The 14,019-nt window shown below is 67.4% G+C and carries 14 protein-coding genes; 4 read left to right on the top strand and 10 right to left on the bottom strand.

Annotation, left to right across the window (positions count from 1 at the left end):
- The first annotated feature begins 154 nt into the window (after positions 1 to 154).
- Both AC1DE3_RS17525 and AC1DE3_RS17520 read left to right on the top strand, forming a co-directional pair.
- The gene (locus AC1DE3_RS17525) at positions 155 to 1,126 is read left to right on the top strand and encodes an AEC family transporter (RefSeq protein ID WP_476852614.1); all 972 of its coding nucleotides are present in this window, start codon (positions 155 to 157) and stop codon (positions 1,124 to 1,126) included.
- 9 nt (positions 1,127 to 1,135) lie between these two features.
- A complete protein-coding gene (locus AC1DE3_RS17520; RefSeq protein ID WP_476778556.1) occupies positions 1,136 to 2,257 on the top strand; it encodes a CaiB/BaiF CoA transferase family protein in 1,122 nt (373 codons plus the stop codon).
- Positions 2,258 to 2,515: 258 nt separating this feature from the next.
- On the opposite strand, the gene AC1DE3_RS17515 is transcribed toward AC1DE3_RS17520, so the two are convergent.
- Positions 2,516 to 3,688 carry a UbiH/UbiF family hydroxylase gene (locus AC1DE3_RS17515; RefSeq protein WP_476778555.1) on the bottom strand — a complete coding sequence of 391 codons (1,173 nt, stop codon included), beginning with the start codon at positions 3,686 to 3,688 and terminating at the stop codon, positions 2,516 to 2,518.
- 135 nt (positions 3,689 to 3,823) lie between these two features.
- Here AC1DE3_RS17515 and AC1DE3_RS17510 point away from each other — a divergent pair, with 135 nt between their 5' ends.
- Together AC1DE3_RS17510 and AC1DE3_RS17505 are read left to right on the top strand one after the other, a co-directional pair.
- Positions 3,824 to 4,798 carry a quinone oxidoreductase family protein gene (locus tag AC1DE3_RS17510; RefSeq protein ID WP_476778554.1) on the top strand — a complete coding sequence of 325 codons (975 nt, stop codon included), beginning with the start codon at positions 3,824 to 3,826 and terminating at the stop codon, positions 4,796 to 4,798.
- A 204-nt stretch (positions 4,799 to 5,002) separates the two neighbouring features.
- Complete coding sequence (locus AC1DE3_RS17505; protein WP_441512591.1) at positions 5,003 to 5,362, top strand: hypothetical protein; 360 nt, start codon at positions 5,003 to 5,005, stop codon at positions 5,360 to 5,362.
- Between the two features lie 12 nt (positions 5,363 to 5,374).
- On the opposite strand, the gene rimO is transcribed toward AC1DE3_RS17505, so the two are convergent.
- The 9 genes from rimO to AC1DE3_RS17460 all read right to left on the bottom strand — a co-directional run bounded on the left by rimO (position 5,375) and on the right by AC1DE3_RS17460 (position 14,017).
- Complete coding sequence (rimO, locus tag AC1DE3_RS17500; RefSeq protein ID WP_476778552.1) at positions 5,375 to 6,694, bottom strand: 30S ribosomal protein S12 methylthiotransferase RimO; 1,320 nt, start codon at positions 6,692 to 6,694, stop codon at positions 5,375 to 5,377.
- Positions 6,695 to 6,794: 100 nt separating this feature from the next.
- Entirely contained in the window at positions 6,795 to 7,661 is an 867-nt protein-coding gene (locus tag AC1DE3_RS17495) for a sulfurtransferase (protein WP_476778551.1), read from the bottom strand.
- The gene (locus AC1DE3_RS17490; RefSeq protein WP_441512588.1) at positions 7,658 to 8,095 is read right to left on the bottom strand and encodes an OsmC family protein; all 438 of its coding nucleotides are present in this window, start codon (positions 8,093 to 8,095) and stop codon (positions 7,658 to 7,660) included. Before AC1DE3_RS17490 ends, AC1DE3_RS17495 begins: the two co-directional genes overlap by 4 nt.
- 126 nt (positions 8,096 to 8,221) lie before the next feature.
- Positions 8,222 to 9,268, bottom strand: coding sequence for a sulfate/molybdate ABC transporter ATP-binding protein (locus tag AC1DE3_RS17485; protein WP_476778550.1), 1,047 nt, complete (start codon positions 9,266 to 9,268; stop codon positions 8,222 to 8,224).
- 24 nt (positions 9,269 to 9,292) lie between these two features.
- Positions 9,293 to 10,183 (bottom strand): sulfate ABC transporter permease subunit CysW, encoded by an 891-nt coding sequence (cysW, locus tag AC1DE3_RS17480; RefSeq protein ID WP_441512586.1) that lies wholly within the window; start codon positions 10,181 to 10,183, stop codon positions 9,293 to 9,295.
- Positions 10,176 to 11,072, bottom strand: coding sequence for a sulfate ABC transporter permease subunit CysT (gene cysT, locus AC1DE3_RS17475; protein ID WP_476852613.1), 897 nt, complete (start codon positions 11,070 to 11,072; stop codon positions 10,176 to 10,178). Before cysT ends, cysW begins: the two co-directional genes overlap by 8 nt.
- Positions 11,073 to 11,076: 4 nt before the next feature.
- Complete coding sequence (locus tag AC1DE3_RS17470) at positions 11,077 to 12,117, bottom strand: sulfate ABC transporter substrate-binding protein (RefSeq protein ID WP_476778548.1); 1,041 nt, start codon at positions 12,115 to 12,117, stop codon at positions 11,077 to 11,079.
- Positions 12,118 to 12,311: 194 nt separating this feature from the next.
- Positions 12,312 to 13,769 carry a siroheme synthase CysG gene (cysG, locus tag AC1DE3_RS17465; protein WP_476778547.1) on the bottom strand — a complete coding sequence of 486 codons (1,458 nt, stop codon included), beginning with the start codon at positions 13,767 to 13,769 and terminating at the stop codon, positions 12,312 to 12,314.
- Complete coding sequence (locus AC1DE3_RS17460) at positions 13,766 to 14,017, bottom strand: hypothetical protein (RefSeq protein WP_441512582.1); 252 nt, start codon at positions 14,015 to 14,017, stop codon at positions 13,766 to 13,768. The genes cysG and AC1DE3_RS17460 overlap by 4 nt, the downstream gene beginning before the upstream one ends.
- Positions 14,018 to 14,019 lie beyond the last annotated feature (2 nt).

Raw genomic sequence — 14,019 nt, 5'->3', positions numbered from 1 at the left:
ATTTATAGGTATTAATGCCTAGGTTCAAAATCCTCCCATTGCGTCTGGGGAAGATCGCCTCGGTTCGAATGACCTTGCCCGCCCTGCATCATGCTCTAGATGCAGATGTCAACGTCTCGGTTCCGGGGCGGGTGCCCCGGGATCGAATGCGCCGATGGCCGACCTTCTCAATATCTTCAATCTGGTCGCGCCGTTCTTCGGGCTGATCCTGCTCGGTTTCGCCATCGGCCGCTACAAGCAGCTGCCGGAGGCGGGGCTCGCCTGGCTGCAGTTCTTCCTGATCTATGTCGCGCTGCCGCCGCTGTTCTATAGGCTGATCGCGGACAAGCCGCTGAGCGAGCTGGCCAACTGGAAATTCATCGCCGGCACGACCACGGCGACCTTCTGCGCATTCTGCCTGTCCTTCGCGCTTGGGCTGAAGCACAATAAGGGCGACATGCCGCAGGCGGTGATGCAGGGCGTTGCCGGGGCCTATTCCAATATCGGCTATATGGGCCCGCCGCTGATCCTGGCGGCGCTCGGCCCCAGCGCCAGCGCCCCGGTCGTCCTGATCTTCGTGTTCGACAACATCCTGCTGTTCTCGCTGGTGCCTTTCCTGATGGCGCTGGCGGGCGTGGAGAAGAAGAGCGTGCTGGCCACCACGCGCGAGGTGATCTGGCGGGTGCTGACGCATCCATTCAACATCGCGACTTTGGCCGGCGTGGCGGCGAGCTATTTCAAGCTGGAACTGCCCGTCGCGGTCGACCGGATGGTGCTGTGGCTCTCCCAGGCTGCGGCGCCCTGCGCGCTCTTCCTGCTCGGCGTCACGGTGGCGCTCAGGCCGATGAAGACGATGCCCGCCGAGGTTCCGGGACTGGTCGTGATCAAGCTCCTGTTGCACCCGCTCCTGGTCTGGGTGCTGCTGTCGGCGCTCGGCGGCATCCCGACGCATTGGATCTACGCCGCGATCATCATGGCGGCGCTGCCGCCGGCTCTGAACATCTTTGTGATCTCGACCCAGTATCGTGTCGGCGTCGAGCGCGCCTCGGCCTGCATCCTCGTCGGCACCATCGTTTCGATGATCACGCTGCCGGGCTTCCTGTGGCTGGTGAAGACGGGCAGGATAACGGCCGACCTGTTCCACTGAGGGTGCCGGATGCTGCCGCTGGACGATCTGCTGGTCCTCGATTTCTCAACGCTGCTGCCCGGCCCGCTGGCGAGCCTCTTCCTGTCCGAGGCCGGGGCGCGCGTGATCAAGATCGAGCGGCCGGGCGGTGAGGATATGCGCGGCTTCCCGCCACGCTTCGGCGAGACGGCGGCGCCCTTCGCGGTACTCAACCGCGGCAAGGAAAGCGTCGAGATCGACATGAAGGCGCCCGAGGCGCTGGCGCGGCTGACGCCGCTGATCGCGAAGGCCGACATTCTGATCGAGCAGTTCCGACCGGGCGTGATGGAACGGCTCGGCTTCGGCTATGAAGCGCTGAAAGCCCATAATCCGCGGCTTATCTACTGCTCGATCAGCGGTTATGGGCAGCACGGCCCGCGCGCACAGGAAGCCGGGCACGACATCAACTACCAGGCGCTCGGCGGCCTGCTCGGCCAGTCGCTGAAGCGCGGCGAGGCGCCGCCCCTGCCGCCGCCGCTCGTCGCCGATATCGCAGGCGGCACCATGCCGGCCGTGCTCAACATCCTGCTGGCGCTCAGGCAGCGTGAGCGCAGCGGCGAGGGCTGCCATCTCGACATCGCCATGGCCGATGCCATGCCGACCTTCGCCTGGTACGGGCTGGCCCAGGGGCAGGTGACCGGCTCGTTTCCGGATGGGGGCGAGGGTCTCCTGACCGGGGCGAGCCCGCGCTACGGGCTCTACGCAACCGCCGATGGCTGGTTCCTCGCGGTCGGGGCGCTTGAGCCCAAATTCTGGCAGAGTTTCTGCGAGGGCATCGGTCTCGATGAGCGGCTGCGCGACGACCGCCGCGATCCGGAGGCGACCCGCGCGGAGATTGCAGAGATCATCGCGCGGGAAAGCGCCGACTACTGGCGTGCTGTGGTCGAGCCGTTGGATTGCTGCTGCACCGTGGTGCGCACGCTGGAGGAGGCCGTGTCCGATCCGCAGATGACGGTCCGCGGCCTGCTCGATGCGCAGGTCGAGGAGCCGGGCGGCCGACGCCTGGTCTCGACGCCGTTGCCGCTCGCACCGGTGTTTCGGGAGCAGGCGGCGGCGTTGCGCAGGGTCGCCGCAAGCGGTGCCGATACGCGAAGGGTTCTCGACGAGGAATAACGCAACCGCGCCGTCATTCTCGGGCGAAGCGCAGCCCCGAGACAGAGCCTGAGCCACAATTGCAGCCCCTCATCCTGAGGAGCCGCGAAGCGGCGTCTGAAGGATGTTCCAGATGTCTCTGGAGCCTCCTGGACTATCCTTCGAGACGCCGCTTCGCGGCTCCTCAGGATGAGGCCTGGTGGCTTAGTCGGTCGGCCTCTCGCGACGGGACGGCGCTGCTTTACGAGGTGCTCGGGTCATGCCCGAGCATGACGGTCATTAAAGGGCTGCGCCGCCCGCTAACCCCTGCCGCATCACGAAGCGCCGCAGAGGCCCGATCCGCGACAGTGCCAGCAGCCCCGCGCCGCGCATCAGGTCGGCCGGCAGCAAGTCGGTCAGCAGCGTGCGGTTGAGCACGTCGACCGCGCCGGTCCGCAGCCGGACATCGGTCTGCCGGGCGGCGTCATAGGCCGCGATCACCGCATCGCTGCCGGGATCCGAGGCGCCTTCGAGCGCATCGCGCAGCGCCGCGACGTCGCGCAGCCCGAGATTGAGCCCCTGCGCGCCGATCGGCGGGAAGACATGCGCGGCTTCGCCGATCAGCGCCATGCGGCCGGAGCCGAAGCGATCGACCGAAAGCCCGCCCATCGGCACCTTGCCGCGCGGGCCTTTCACCGTCATGGCGCCGAGCAGCGACTGCACCTGCTTTTCGACCCGCATGGCGAAGGCCGCATCGTCGAGCGCGGCGATGCTGTCGGCCTCCTCGGGATCGACGAGCCAGACCAGCGAGGAGCGGCGCCCGGGCAGGGGCACGAGCGTGCAGGGCCCCTGGCGCGTGTGGAATTCGGTCGAGACCTCGCGATGGTCGCGGCGGTGCTCGAAGATCGCCGTCAGCGCCACCTGCGGATAGCGCCAGTCCCGGCTTTCGATGCCCGCTGCGACGCGCACCTGCGAGTTGCGCCCGTCAGCGCCGATCACGAGCCGGGCCTGCAGGGCAAAATCATCACCCGAGAGGCGGATTCCGCCGGCCTCCGGTTCGATGGCGCGGACGAAGCCGGGGATCATCCGCAGGCCGGGGAGGTCGTTGGCCTTCTCGGCCAGGATCGTGGTCAGGTCGGCATTCTCGATGTTCCAGCCGAAGGCTTCGAGCCCGATCTCTGAGGCGCGGAACTCGACCGGCGGCTGGCGGAACAGGCTGCCGCTGTCGTCGACGAGGCGCATCACCGTGAGCGGAGCGGCCTTGGCGACCAGGGCATCCCGCACGCCGAGTTCGGCCAGCAGGCGCCAGGAGCCGTCGAGCAGGGCGACGGTGCGTCCGTCGCGCGGCGTCGCGACCGGGCCGAGCAGGGCTACGCTGCGTCCCTCCTGGCTCAGCGCCAAAGCGGCTGCGAGGCCGACGGCGCCTGCGCCCACGATGGCGATATCGACCGGGTCGGCAGTGTGCGTGCTCATGGCTCTTCGCTATCCGATGAGCGGCGGTTTGGCCACGGTCCGCAAAGTCGCAAGGTGCGTTCTGCGTTCGGCAAGGATGCTGCTTTCCCGCGTGATGAACTATGGTCGGCCATCCATCCGAGGGAGATGAGTTTCATGGTCAAAGCCATCCGCGCACACAAGACCGGCGGTCCGGAAGTTCTTCAGTTCGAAGAGATCACCTTACCGCAGCCGGGCCCCGGCGAAATCCTGATCCGGAACCGGGCGATCGGCCTCAACTTCATCGACACCTATTTCCGCTCGGGCCTCTATCCCGCGCCGCAACTGCCCTTCGTGCTCGGCAATGAGAGCGCGGGCGAGGTGCTCGCCGTCGGCCCGAACGTCACCGAGTTCAAGGTTGGGGATCGTGTCGCGGTCGTCTCGGCGCTCGGCGCCTATGCCGAGGAGCGCATCGTGCCGGCGGCTTCCGTCGTCGCGCTGCCGGAGGGCATCTCCTATGAGGCGGCCGCCAGCATGATGCTGAAGGGCCTGACCGCCGAGTATCTGCTGCACCGGACCTATAAGGTGAAGCCGGGCGATACGATCCTGGTCCATGCCGCGGCGGGCGCGACCGGCCTCATCCTCTGCCAATGGGGCAAGGCGCTCGGCGCGACCGTGATCGGCACCGTCGGCTCGAAGGAAAAGGCCGAGCTCGCCAAGGCCCACGGCGCCGACCACGTTATCAACTATCGTGAGGAGGATTTCGCGGCGCGGGTGAAGGAGATCACCGGCGGCAAGCTTTGCGACGTGGTCTATGACGGCGTCGGCAAGGACACCTTCATGAAGTCGCTGGACACGCTGAAGCCCTTCGGCCTGCTGGCGAGCTTCGGCAACGCATCGGGCGCGGTGGAGGCCTTCAATCTCGGCATCCTCGCCGCCAAGGGCTCGCTTTACGTCACCCGCCCGACGCTGAACACGCACACCGCGAAACGCGAAACCATGATCGCGATGGCGAAGAATCTGTTCGAGGCGGTGACGAGCGGCAAGGTCAAGGTGCCGGTCAACGCGACCTTCCCGCTGAAGGATGCGGCCGACGCTCACCGCCTGCTGGAATCGCGCGGCACCACGGGCTCGACGGTGCTGATCCCCTGATCCAGAAGGAATCGGCGTCGTCTCGCGTCATTCCCGGGCTCGACCCGGGAATCTTGTGACCAGAGAGAACTGGCTTCCCAGATGCCCGGGTCAAGCCCGGGCATGACCGCAAACCAAAACAACGTGCGCCCAGGGCCTCCGGGCGCATTTTTTGACCGAGCGTGAACCCACGCCTGAAGTGCCGCGACGAATGGGGGCCAGCGCATGCTGGCGACCATTCAGGACCCGGCGTTCATGTCGTCCAAGTTTCGGACCACCGTTTTCCTCTTCGGCATTCTGGCCCTTTCGGGCGTCGCGCTGGCGCAGCAGGCCCGAGGAACCGGCGGGCAATCCGCAAAGCACACCGACGCGATGCTGCAGGGCGCGGACCAGGGACGCGTCCGCATTCCCGGCGCAGCCCGCCAGCGCTATGCCGAGACAACCGGCTGCGCGAGCGGCATCTGCTCCGAGCCGCCGAAGTCCGGGCAGGTTGATGCGGCCCCGGTCGGAGACGCCTGCAGCAGCCTCGGCACGGCGCGCGACCGCACCGGCCGCACCATCCGCCGCCTCTGCGCCTTCAACTGAGAGCGGTATGTCTCAGACCGCGATGCCGTGCAGGTCGTAGGCGTCGGCGCGCTCGATCTTCACCGTGACGATGTCGCCGGGCCTGAGCGGCCGGCGGCTGGCGACATAGACATTGCCGTCGATCTCCGGCGCGTCCCATTTCGAGCGACCCTTGGCGACAGTCGGTCCGGCCTCGTCGATGATGACCTGGATGCGCTTGCCGACTCTGGCCTTGACGATGCGGGCGGAAATCTCCGCCTGCGCCTTCATGAAGCGGTGCCAGCGGGCTTCCTTCACCTCCTCCGGCACCAGGGCAAGGCCGAGATCGTTGGCGGGCGCGCCCTTCACAGGCTCGTATTTGAAGCAGCCGACGCGCTCCAGCTTCGCTTCCTTGAGCCAGTCGACGAGGATGTCCATGTCTTCCTCGGTCTCGCCGGGGAAGCCGACGATGAAGGTCGAGCGAATGGCGAGGTCCGGGCAGATGTCGCGCCATTTCCGGATGCGGTCGAGCGTGCGGTCCTGATGGGCCGGTCGCTTCATCGCCTTCAGGACGTTCGGCGAGGCGTGCTGGAAGGGGATGTCGAGATAGGGCAGGACGAGCCCTTCCTGCATCAGCGGGATGACCTCGTCGACATGCGGATAGGGATAGACGTAGTGCAGGCGCACCCACATCCCCATTTGCCCGAGCTCGCGGGCTAGCTCGAAGAAGCGCGTGCGGATCTCGCGATCCTTGAACATTGAGGGCGCGTACTTGATGTCGAGCCCGTAGGCGCTAGTGTCCTGCGAGATCACCAGCAGTTCCTTGACGCCGGCCTTGGCCAGCTTCTCGGCCTCGCGCAGCACGTCGCCGATCGGCCGCGAGACGAGATCGCCGCGCAGCTTCGGGATGATGCAGAAGGTACAGCGATTGTTGCAACCCTCTGAGATCTTGAGATAGGCGTAGTGTCGCGGGGTCAGCTTGATGCCCTGGTCGGGCACGAGATCGACGAAGGGGTCGTGCTTCGGCGGCACCGCCTGATGGACGGCCGAGACGACGCTCTCATAGGCCTGCGGGCCGGTGATCGCGAGCACGTTCGGGAAGACGTCGCGGATCTGCTCGGGCTCGGCGCCCATACAGCCGGTGACGATGACCTTGCCGTTCTCGGCCATGGCCGAACCGATCGCCTCGAGCGATTCCGCCTTGGCGGAATCGAGGAAGCCGCAGGTGTTGACGATGACGAGGTCGGCCCCGGCATGGCTCTTGGAGAGCTCGTAGCCCTCCGAGCGCAGCGAGGTGATGATCCGCTCGGAATCGACGAGCGCCTTGGGGCAGCCCAGCGAAACGAAGGAGATTTTCGGCGCGACGGCGTTCATCGGCTGATGGCTCGGTCCAATATGTCAGGAAGCGCCGCGCCTCAGGCGCGATCGGCGCTTCCTTTGAACCTTTTCAGCCTGATTTGCAATCGAAAGCGGTTCAGGCCGCCTTGCCGGTCGCGACCGGGCGCTCCGGGTCCTGCGTCCAGTCGGTCATCGAGCCGTCGTAGAGCGCCACCTCGTCGCGGCCGAGAACCTCCGACAGCACGAACCAGTTCGCGGCGGCGGAATGGCCGGTGTTGCAGTAGGAGACGACGGGCCCCTGCGGCACGGCGGAGAACAGCTTCTCCAACTCGGCCGGCGCCTTGAGCTTGCCGCTGCCGGGCTCGAAGGCGCCGGCATAGTCGCGTTGGATCGCGCCGGGGATATGGCCGGCGCGAGTCGCTTCGGCCGACTTCTCGCGCCCTTCGAAGAAGCTCGGCCCGCGTGCATCGACGAGACTCGCCTGCTTGCTGCGCGAGGCGACGAGGGTGGCGTCGGTCGTGCTGCGCAGGCGCTGCTGCGCCACGACTGGATAAGCGCCTGCACTCTTCGGCGTGGAAGGGCCGCGCTCGACCGGACGCTCTGGATCGGCGGTCCAGCCCTTGAAGCCGCCGTCGAGGATCGCCTGCTGGCCGTGGCCGATGAACTTCAGCGTCCAGTAGACCCGGGCCGCCGCGGCGAAGTCGGTCGCGGCTGTGCCGGCCGGGACGATGACGACGTCGTCGTGCGGCTCGATACCGAGCCGCCCCGCGAGCGTCGCGAGATTGTCGAGCGAGGGCAGCATGCCCGGCGCATTGCCGATCTTCGCCCGCCAGCCATCGGCCGCGTAGTCGGAATGGACCGCTCCCGGGATATGGCCGGCCTCGAAGGCGTCCCTGCCGCCATCGGCGGCGGTGCGGATGTCGATGACGACGAGCTTCTCGTCGCCGAGCCGCGCGGCCAGCGCTTCCGGCGAGATCAGCCCAGCGAATTCAGCCCGGCTCATTCAGCGGCCTCCTTGTGCAGCTCGTCGATCACCTCGAGGCTGTAGGTCATCTCGGCCGTCGCCCCGAGCATGATCGAAGCCGAACAGTATTTTTCCTTCGACAATGTGACGGCGCGCTCCGCCTTGGCGTGCGACAGGCCCTTGCCGGTGATGCGGTAGGCGAGGTGGATCTTGGTGAAGACCTTCGGATCGGTGGTCGCACGCTCCGCCTCTACCTCGACCTCGCAGCCGGTGACGGCCTCGCGGCCCTTCTTGAGGATGCTGACGACGTCGAAGCCGGTGCAACCGGCAAGCCCGATCAGCAGCATCTCCATCGGCCGGATGCCGATATTGCGGCCGCCATATTCAGGCGCGCCATCCATCATCACAGCGTGGCCGCTGCCGGCCTCGCCCATGAAGGCCATGCCTTCCACCCATTTCGCGCGTGCTTTCATCGCGATCTCCTGTCCGGATCGAGGACCGTCGGCGAAGCGCCGGCGGGATTCGTCGGGGAGGCTATGGCATCGGGTCGAAAAGTGGAAACCGGTTTTCGGCACCGTCCGATGTCGACAAATGCTTGGTCAGGCGGCGGCGAACAGGTTGCCGTGCGTGATGCGCAGGCGGACCCGCTCGCCGATCGCCGGCGCGACCTGGCTGGCGAGGTCGACATCGAGGCGCTTCTTCAGCCCCTCGATCGCCACCTCAGCCCGGCGCAGCGGCCCGTTGCGGCGCAGATGCTCGACCACGCCGGGCAGCGCCAGCGGCGTCTCGTCGACGATACGCAGATGCTGCGGCCGGACATAGAGCGAGGCGGGGCCACCCTGGTTCTGCGTCAGCCCACCCAGCACCGGCCGGTCGCCGAAGAAGGCCTGGCTGCCGACGACCTTGACCGGCAGCTTGTTCACCTCGCCGAGGAATTCGCAGATGAAGGGCGTCGCCGGGTGGTCGTAGACGTCGTCGGCCGAGCCGACCTGCTCGATGCGCCCGTCATTGAGGATGGCGACCCGGTCGGCGAGCTCCAGCGCTTCTTCCTGGTCATGCGTGACGAAGACGGTGGTGTGGCCGGTGCGGCCATGCAGCTCCCGCAGCCAGGCGCGCAGGTCCTTGCGGACCTTGGCGTCGAGAGCGCCGAAGGGCTCGTCGAGCAGCAGCACCCGCGGCTCGATGGCGAGCGCACGCGCCAGCGCCACGCGCTGGCGCTGGCCGCCGGAAAGCTGGCTCGGATAGCGCTTCTCCAGGCCCGGCAACTGAACGAGCTCCAGCAAGACACTGACACGCCTGCGAATTTCTTCGTTGCTAGGGCGCTCGTGGCGCGGCCGCGACCTCAACCCGAAGGCGATGTTCTCGGCGACGTTCATCGTCTTGAACAGCGCATATTGCTGGAAGACGAAGCCGATGCGGCGGTCGCGCAGGGAGAGGTCGCGCGTATCCGTCTCGCCGAAGAGGACGCGGCCGCGATCGGCCTGCTCCAGCCCGGCGATCAGGCGCAGCAGCGTGGTCTTGCCCGATCCGGACGGGCCGAGCAGCGCGACGAGCTCTCCCGGCTGGATATCGAGAGAGACGCCGCGCAGCGCCGGGAAGTTCTCGAAGCGCTTCTCGATGGTCTCGATGGTGACGGCGACCGACATGGCCCAGCTCCTTCGTTCGCGGGGTCAGTGGCGGCGGCTGGCGGCGATCGCATCGCCGTAGCGCCATTCCAGCAGGGTCTTGAGCACGAGGGTGACGAGGGCCAGCCCCGCCAGCAGCGAGGCCACCGCAAAGGCGGCGGCTCCCATGTACTCATTGTAGAGGATTTCGATGTGCAGCGGCATCGTATTGGTCATGCCCCGGATCTTGCCCGAGACGACGGCGACCGCGCCGAATTCGCCCATCGCACGGGCGTTGCAGAGCAGGACGCCGTAGAACAGGCTCCACTTCACGTTCGGCAGCGTCACCGCGAAGAACACCCGCCAGGGCGAGGCGCCGAGCGTCAGCGCCGCCTCCTCATCGGCCGAACCGAGCGACTGCATATGCGGGATCAGCTCGCGCGCCACGAAGGGGAAGGTGACGAATACCGTCGCCAGGATCAGGCCGGGCAGCGCGAAGACGATCTTGATGTCGTGGGCCTGCAGCCACGGCCCGAAATAGCCCTGCGCGCCGAACAGCAGCACGAAGACGAGGCCGGAGATCACAGGCGAGACCGAGAAGGGCAGGTCGATCAGGCTGATCAGCAGATTCTTGCCGCGGAACTCGAATTTGGCGATGGCCCAGGCCGCCGCGATGCCGACCACGACGTTGAACGGCACGGCGATCGCCGCAACAAGCAGGGTCAGCCGGATCGCCGAAAGCGCATCGGGCTCGGTGATCGCGGCGCGATAGGCTTCCCAGCCCTTGGCGCCGGCCTCGATGAAGACGGTGACGAGCGGCAGGAGCAGGAAGAGCAGCAGGAAGGCGAGCGAGATCGCGATCAGTGCGATCTGCACGCCGAGGCTCTCGCCGCGCGCGCGGCCGGGGCTGCGCGGTGCCTGCGCCGCGACGGCCGGGGTCAGGGTGGCGTCAGACATCGCCGAACCTCCTGCGGGCGCGGGCCTGGATCAGGTTGCCTATGAGGATCAAGGCGAAGGAGATCAGCAGCATCGTCGTCGCCACCACTGCCGCTCCGGCGTAGTCGAACTGCTCGAGGCGGATCACGATCAGGAGCGGCGCGATTTCCGAGACCATCGGCACGTTGCCGGCGATGAAGATCACCGAGCCGTATTCGCCGACGGCCCGGGCGAAGGAGAGCACGAAGCCGGTCAGCAGCGCCGGTGCCACCTGCGGCAGGATCACCCGGAAGATCGTCCGGAAGCGGCTGGCGCCGAGCAGCGCCGCGGCCTCCTCGACATCGCTCTGCAGCTCTTCCAGCACCGGCTGCACGGTGCGCACCACGAAGGGCAGGCCGATGAAGATCAGCGCCACCATCACGCCGAGCGGCGTATAGGCGACCTTGCCGTCGAAGCCGAAGGAGAGATCGGTGAATGGGATGGCGACGCGGAAGGCCAGCGGCGCCAGCAGCGACCCGACCCAGCCGTTCGGCGCATAGATGGCCGCCAGCGAGATGCCGGCCACCGCGGTCGGCAGGGCGAAGGGCAGGTCGACCGCGGCATCGATCAGGCGCCGGCCCGGAAATTCGTAGCGCACCAGCACCCAGGCGAGGATCAGGCCGAACACGGCGTTGACCAGCGCCGCGAACAGCGCCGCCGTGAAGGAGAGCTTGAGCGCCGCCAGGGTCCGCGGGGAGGTCGCGACCGCCCAGATGTCGGCGGGGCCGGCGCTGGCGGCCTTCAGGAAGAGCGCCGCCAGCGGGATCAGCACGATCAGCGACAACGCCGTGACGGTGACGCCGAGCGCCAGCCCGAAGCCGGGCAGGATGCTGGGCTCGCGCCAGCGGAAGGTCGTCGTCGCCGCGGCCATGGCGTCAGCGTGCCGGCTTGTAGAGCTGGTCGAAGGTGCCGCCATCGCCGAAATGGGTCGGCTGCGCCTTTTTCCATCCGCCGAAGGCGCTATCGATGGTCACTAGCTCGATTTTCGGGAAATTCGCGACGTCCTTGCTGTCGGCGGCCTCCGGATTGCGCGGGCGATAGAAGTTCCTGGCGATGATCGCCTGCGCTTTCGGCGTGTAGAGGAATTCGAGATAGGCCTGCGCCTGCGCGCGGGTCTTCTTGGCGTCGACATTGGCGTCGACGAGCGCGACCGGCGGCTCTGCGAGGATCGAGAGGCTCGGCACCACGATGTCGAACTTGTCGGCACCGAACTCCTTGAGGGCGAGGAAAGCCTCGTTCTCCCAGGACAGGAAGACGTCGCCGATGCCGCGCTGGGTGAAGGTCGTGGTCGCGCCGCGCGCGCCGGTGTCGAGCACCGGGACATTGGCGAGGAGCTTGGCGATATAGTCGCGCACCTTCGCCTCGTCCTTGTTGAAGGCCTTCTCCGCATAGGCCCAGGCGGCGAGATAGTTCCAGCGCGCCCCGCCCGAGGTCTTCGGGTTCGGCGTGATGATCTGCACGCCCGGCTTCACCAGATCGCCCCAGTCCTTGATCGCCTTCGGATTGCCCTTGCGGACGAGGAAGACGATCGTCGAGGTGTAGGGCGAGGAGTTGTGCGGCAGGCGCGTCTGCCAGTCGAGCGGCAGCTTCTTGGAGCGCTCGGCGATGGCGTCGATGTCGCCGGCGAGCGCCAGCGTCACGACATCGGCATCGAGCCCGTCGATGACGGTGCGGGCCTGTGCGCCGGAGCCGCCATGCGACTGGCGGATCGTGCTGATCTTCTTGTCGGGGTTCTTCGCGTTCCACTCGGCGATGAAGGCCGCGTTGATGTCGCGATACAGCTCGCGGGTGGGGTCGTAGGAAACGTTCAGGAGCTCGGTCTGGGCGCGGGCTCCGGCAACGACGCCGAAGCAGAGCGTGAAAGCTCCCAGAACGAGCCCGGCCCGGAAAAGGCGGCGAAACACGGGTCGCGTCATGTCAGGGCTCCGTTGCATTCACGGCGAGGCTCGGTTCAAACCTCGGTCCGTTCTAAAAAACAAACGAAACGTACTGAATTGCCGGTCTCTTCTCAATGGCCTGGCGCAATCGGCGCTTTCCAAACTTGGCCGCCGGAGGAGAAAACGCTTCTCTGGCGGTGGCGTTCCGCCTTGGCGGCGAGGCCGGGCCGTCGTCAGGCACGGCGGCGGTCCTGCGCCGGATTCGCGTCCGCCAGAGCCGGGCCGAAGGCGTGGCCGAGCAAGACGAGGACCGGCCCGCTTGCCGGCAGTTCGCCTAGCCGCTCCGGCAGGGTCGCAATGGTGGCGGCGACGCGGATTTCGTCGGGGCGCGTGGCGGAGAGCACGGCGACGGCCGGCGTTTCCGGATTGAGGCCGGCAGCGATGGCATGCTCGCGGAAACCGGGCAGGGTGGCGCGCGCCATATAGATCACCGTCGAGGCCGCCGGGTCGGCCATCGCGCGCCAGTCGAGATCATCAGGCAGTTCGCCCTTGCGCGAATGGCCGGTGACGAATTGCAGGCGCCGCGCATGGTCGCGATGGGTCAGCGAGACACCGAGCGACGCGGCCGCGCCCTGCGCGGCCGAGATACCGGGCACGATCGCGACGGGAATGCCGGCGGTCTGGCAAGCCTCGATCTCCTCGCCGGCGCGGCCGAAGATGCCGGGATCGCCGCCCTTCAGCCGCACGACATGCTTTCCCTGCGACGCCAGCGAGACGATCAGCGCGTTGATGTCGCCCTGCTTCACCGAGGGGCCATAGCCGGTCTTGCCGACCAGCATGCGCTTGGCCTCGCGCCGCGCTAGCTCGAGCACCCCCGGAGAGACGAGATCGTCATAGAGGATGATGTCGGCGCTCTGCAGGGCGCGGATCGCCTTCAACGTGAGCAGCTCCGGGTCGCCCGGGCCGGCGCCGACCAGCGTCACACGGCCCTTGCCGTCATGCGCGGCCTCGATCTGGACGAGACGCGCGAAGAGCTCCGCCTCGTCCTGCGGGCCTGGAGCGCGCTCGGGCTCGGCCATCGCCCTACCGGCGAAGAGCTCCCAGAAGGCGCGCCGCAGCGCAAAGGGCAGATCGCGGGCCTGGACCGACGGGCGCCAATCGGCCGCGGCCTGCGCCCAATTCTTCAACCCGGCCGGCAGCAGCGCCTCGATCTTTGTGCGGATCGCCTGGCCGAAGACTGGCGCTGCGCCATCCGTGGACACGGCGACGATCAGGGGCGAACGGTTGACCAGCGCGCCGAAGGCGAAATCGCAGTATTCCGGCTTGTCGACGATGTTGACCGGGGTGCCTGCCTGCCGGGCGGCGGCGACGAAGGCATGGACCTCCTCGGCATCGTCGAGGTCGGCCACGGCGATGGCCGCGTCAGTGAGGTCGCCGGCCTGCCAGCCCCGATCGTGGACATGCACGCGGCCGCCGGTCTCGCCTTGCGCCAGCCCGGAGAACAGCGCTGCCTCGCCAGCAGCGAAAACATCCAGCTGCGCCCCGGTGGCCGCCAGCAGCTCTGCCTTCCACAGCGCGGCCTCGGAGCCGCCGGCGAGCACAACCTTGCGCCCGTCCAGCTTGTGGAAGAGCGGCAGCGTCGCCAGCGGCTCGATGCGCGCTGCGGTCGTTTCGGGCTGTCTCTCGGTCATTGCGTGGTCGCTACGGCCTTCTCATCTGCCGCACTGTGCTCGCCGCCCGCCGGTGGAGTCAGCAGCCACAACGCGGCCAGTGCCAGGATGATAAGGCGAAAGCAAAGATCGAACCAGCGCCCGCGTGCCTCGCTCGCGGGCTCGCGAGGCAGCATGGCCTCGAACTCGGCGTTCAGGCTGTCTTCGCCGCCATCTCTGACGGCGCCGGGGCCCTCGACGTGGCTGTGCATGGCTGTCGAGATCGTCATGC

This window comes from Allobosea sp. 10L417, from assembly GCF_056395485.1.
This window is presented reverse-complemented; position numbering and strand designations above follow the sequence as displayed.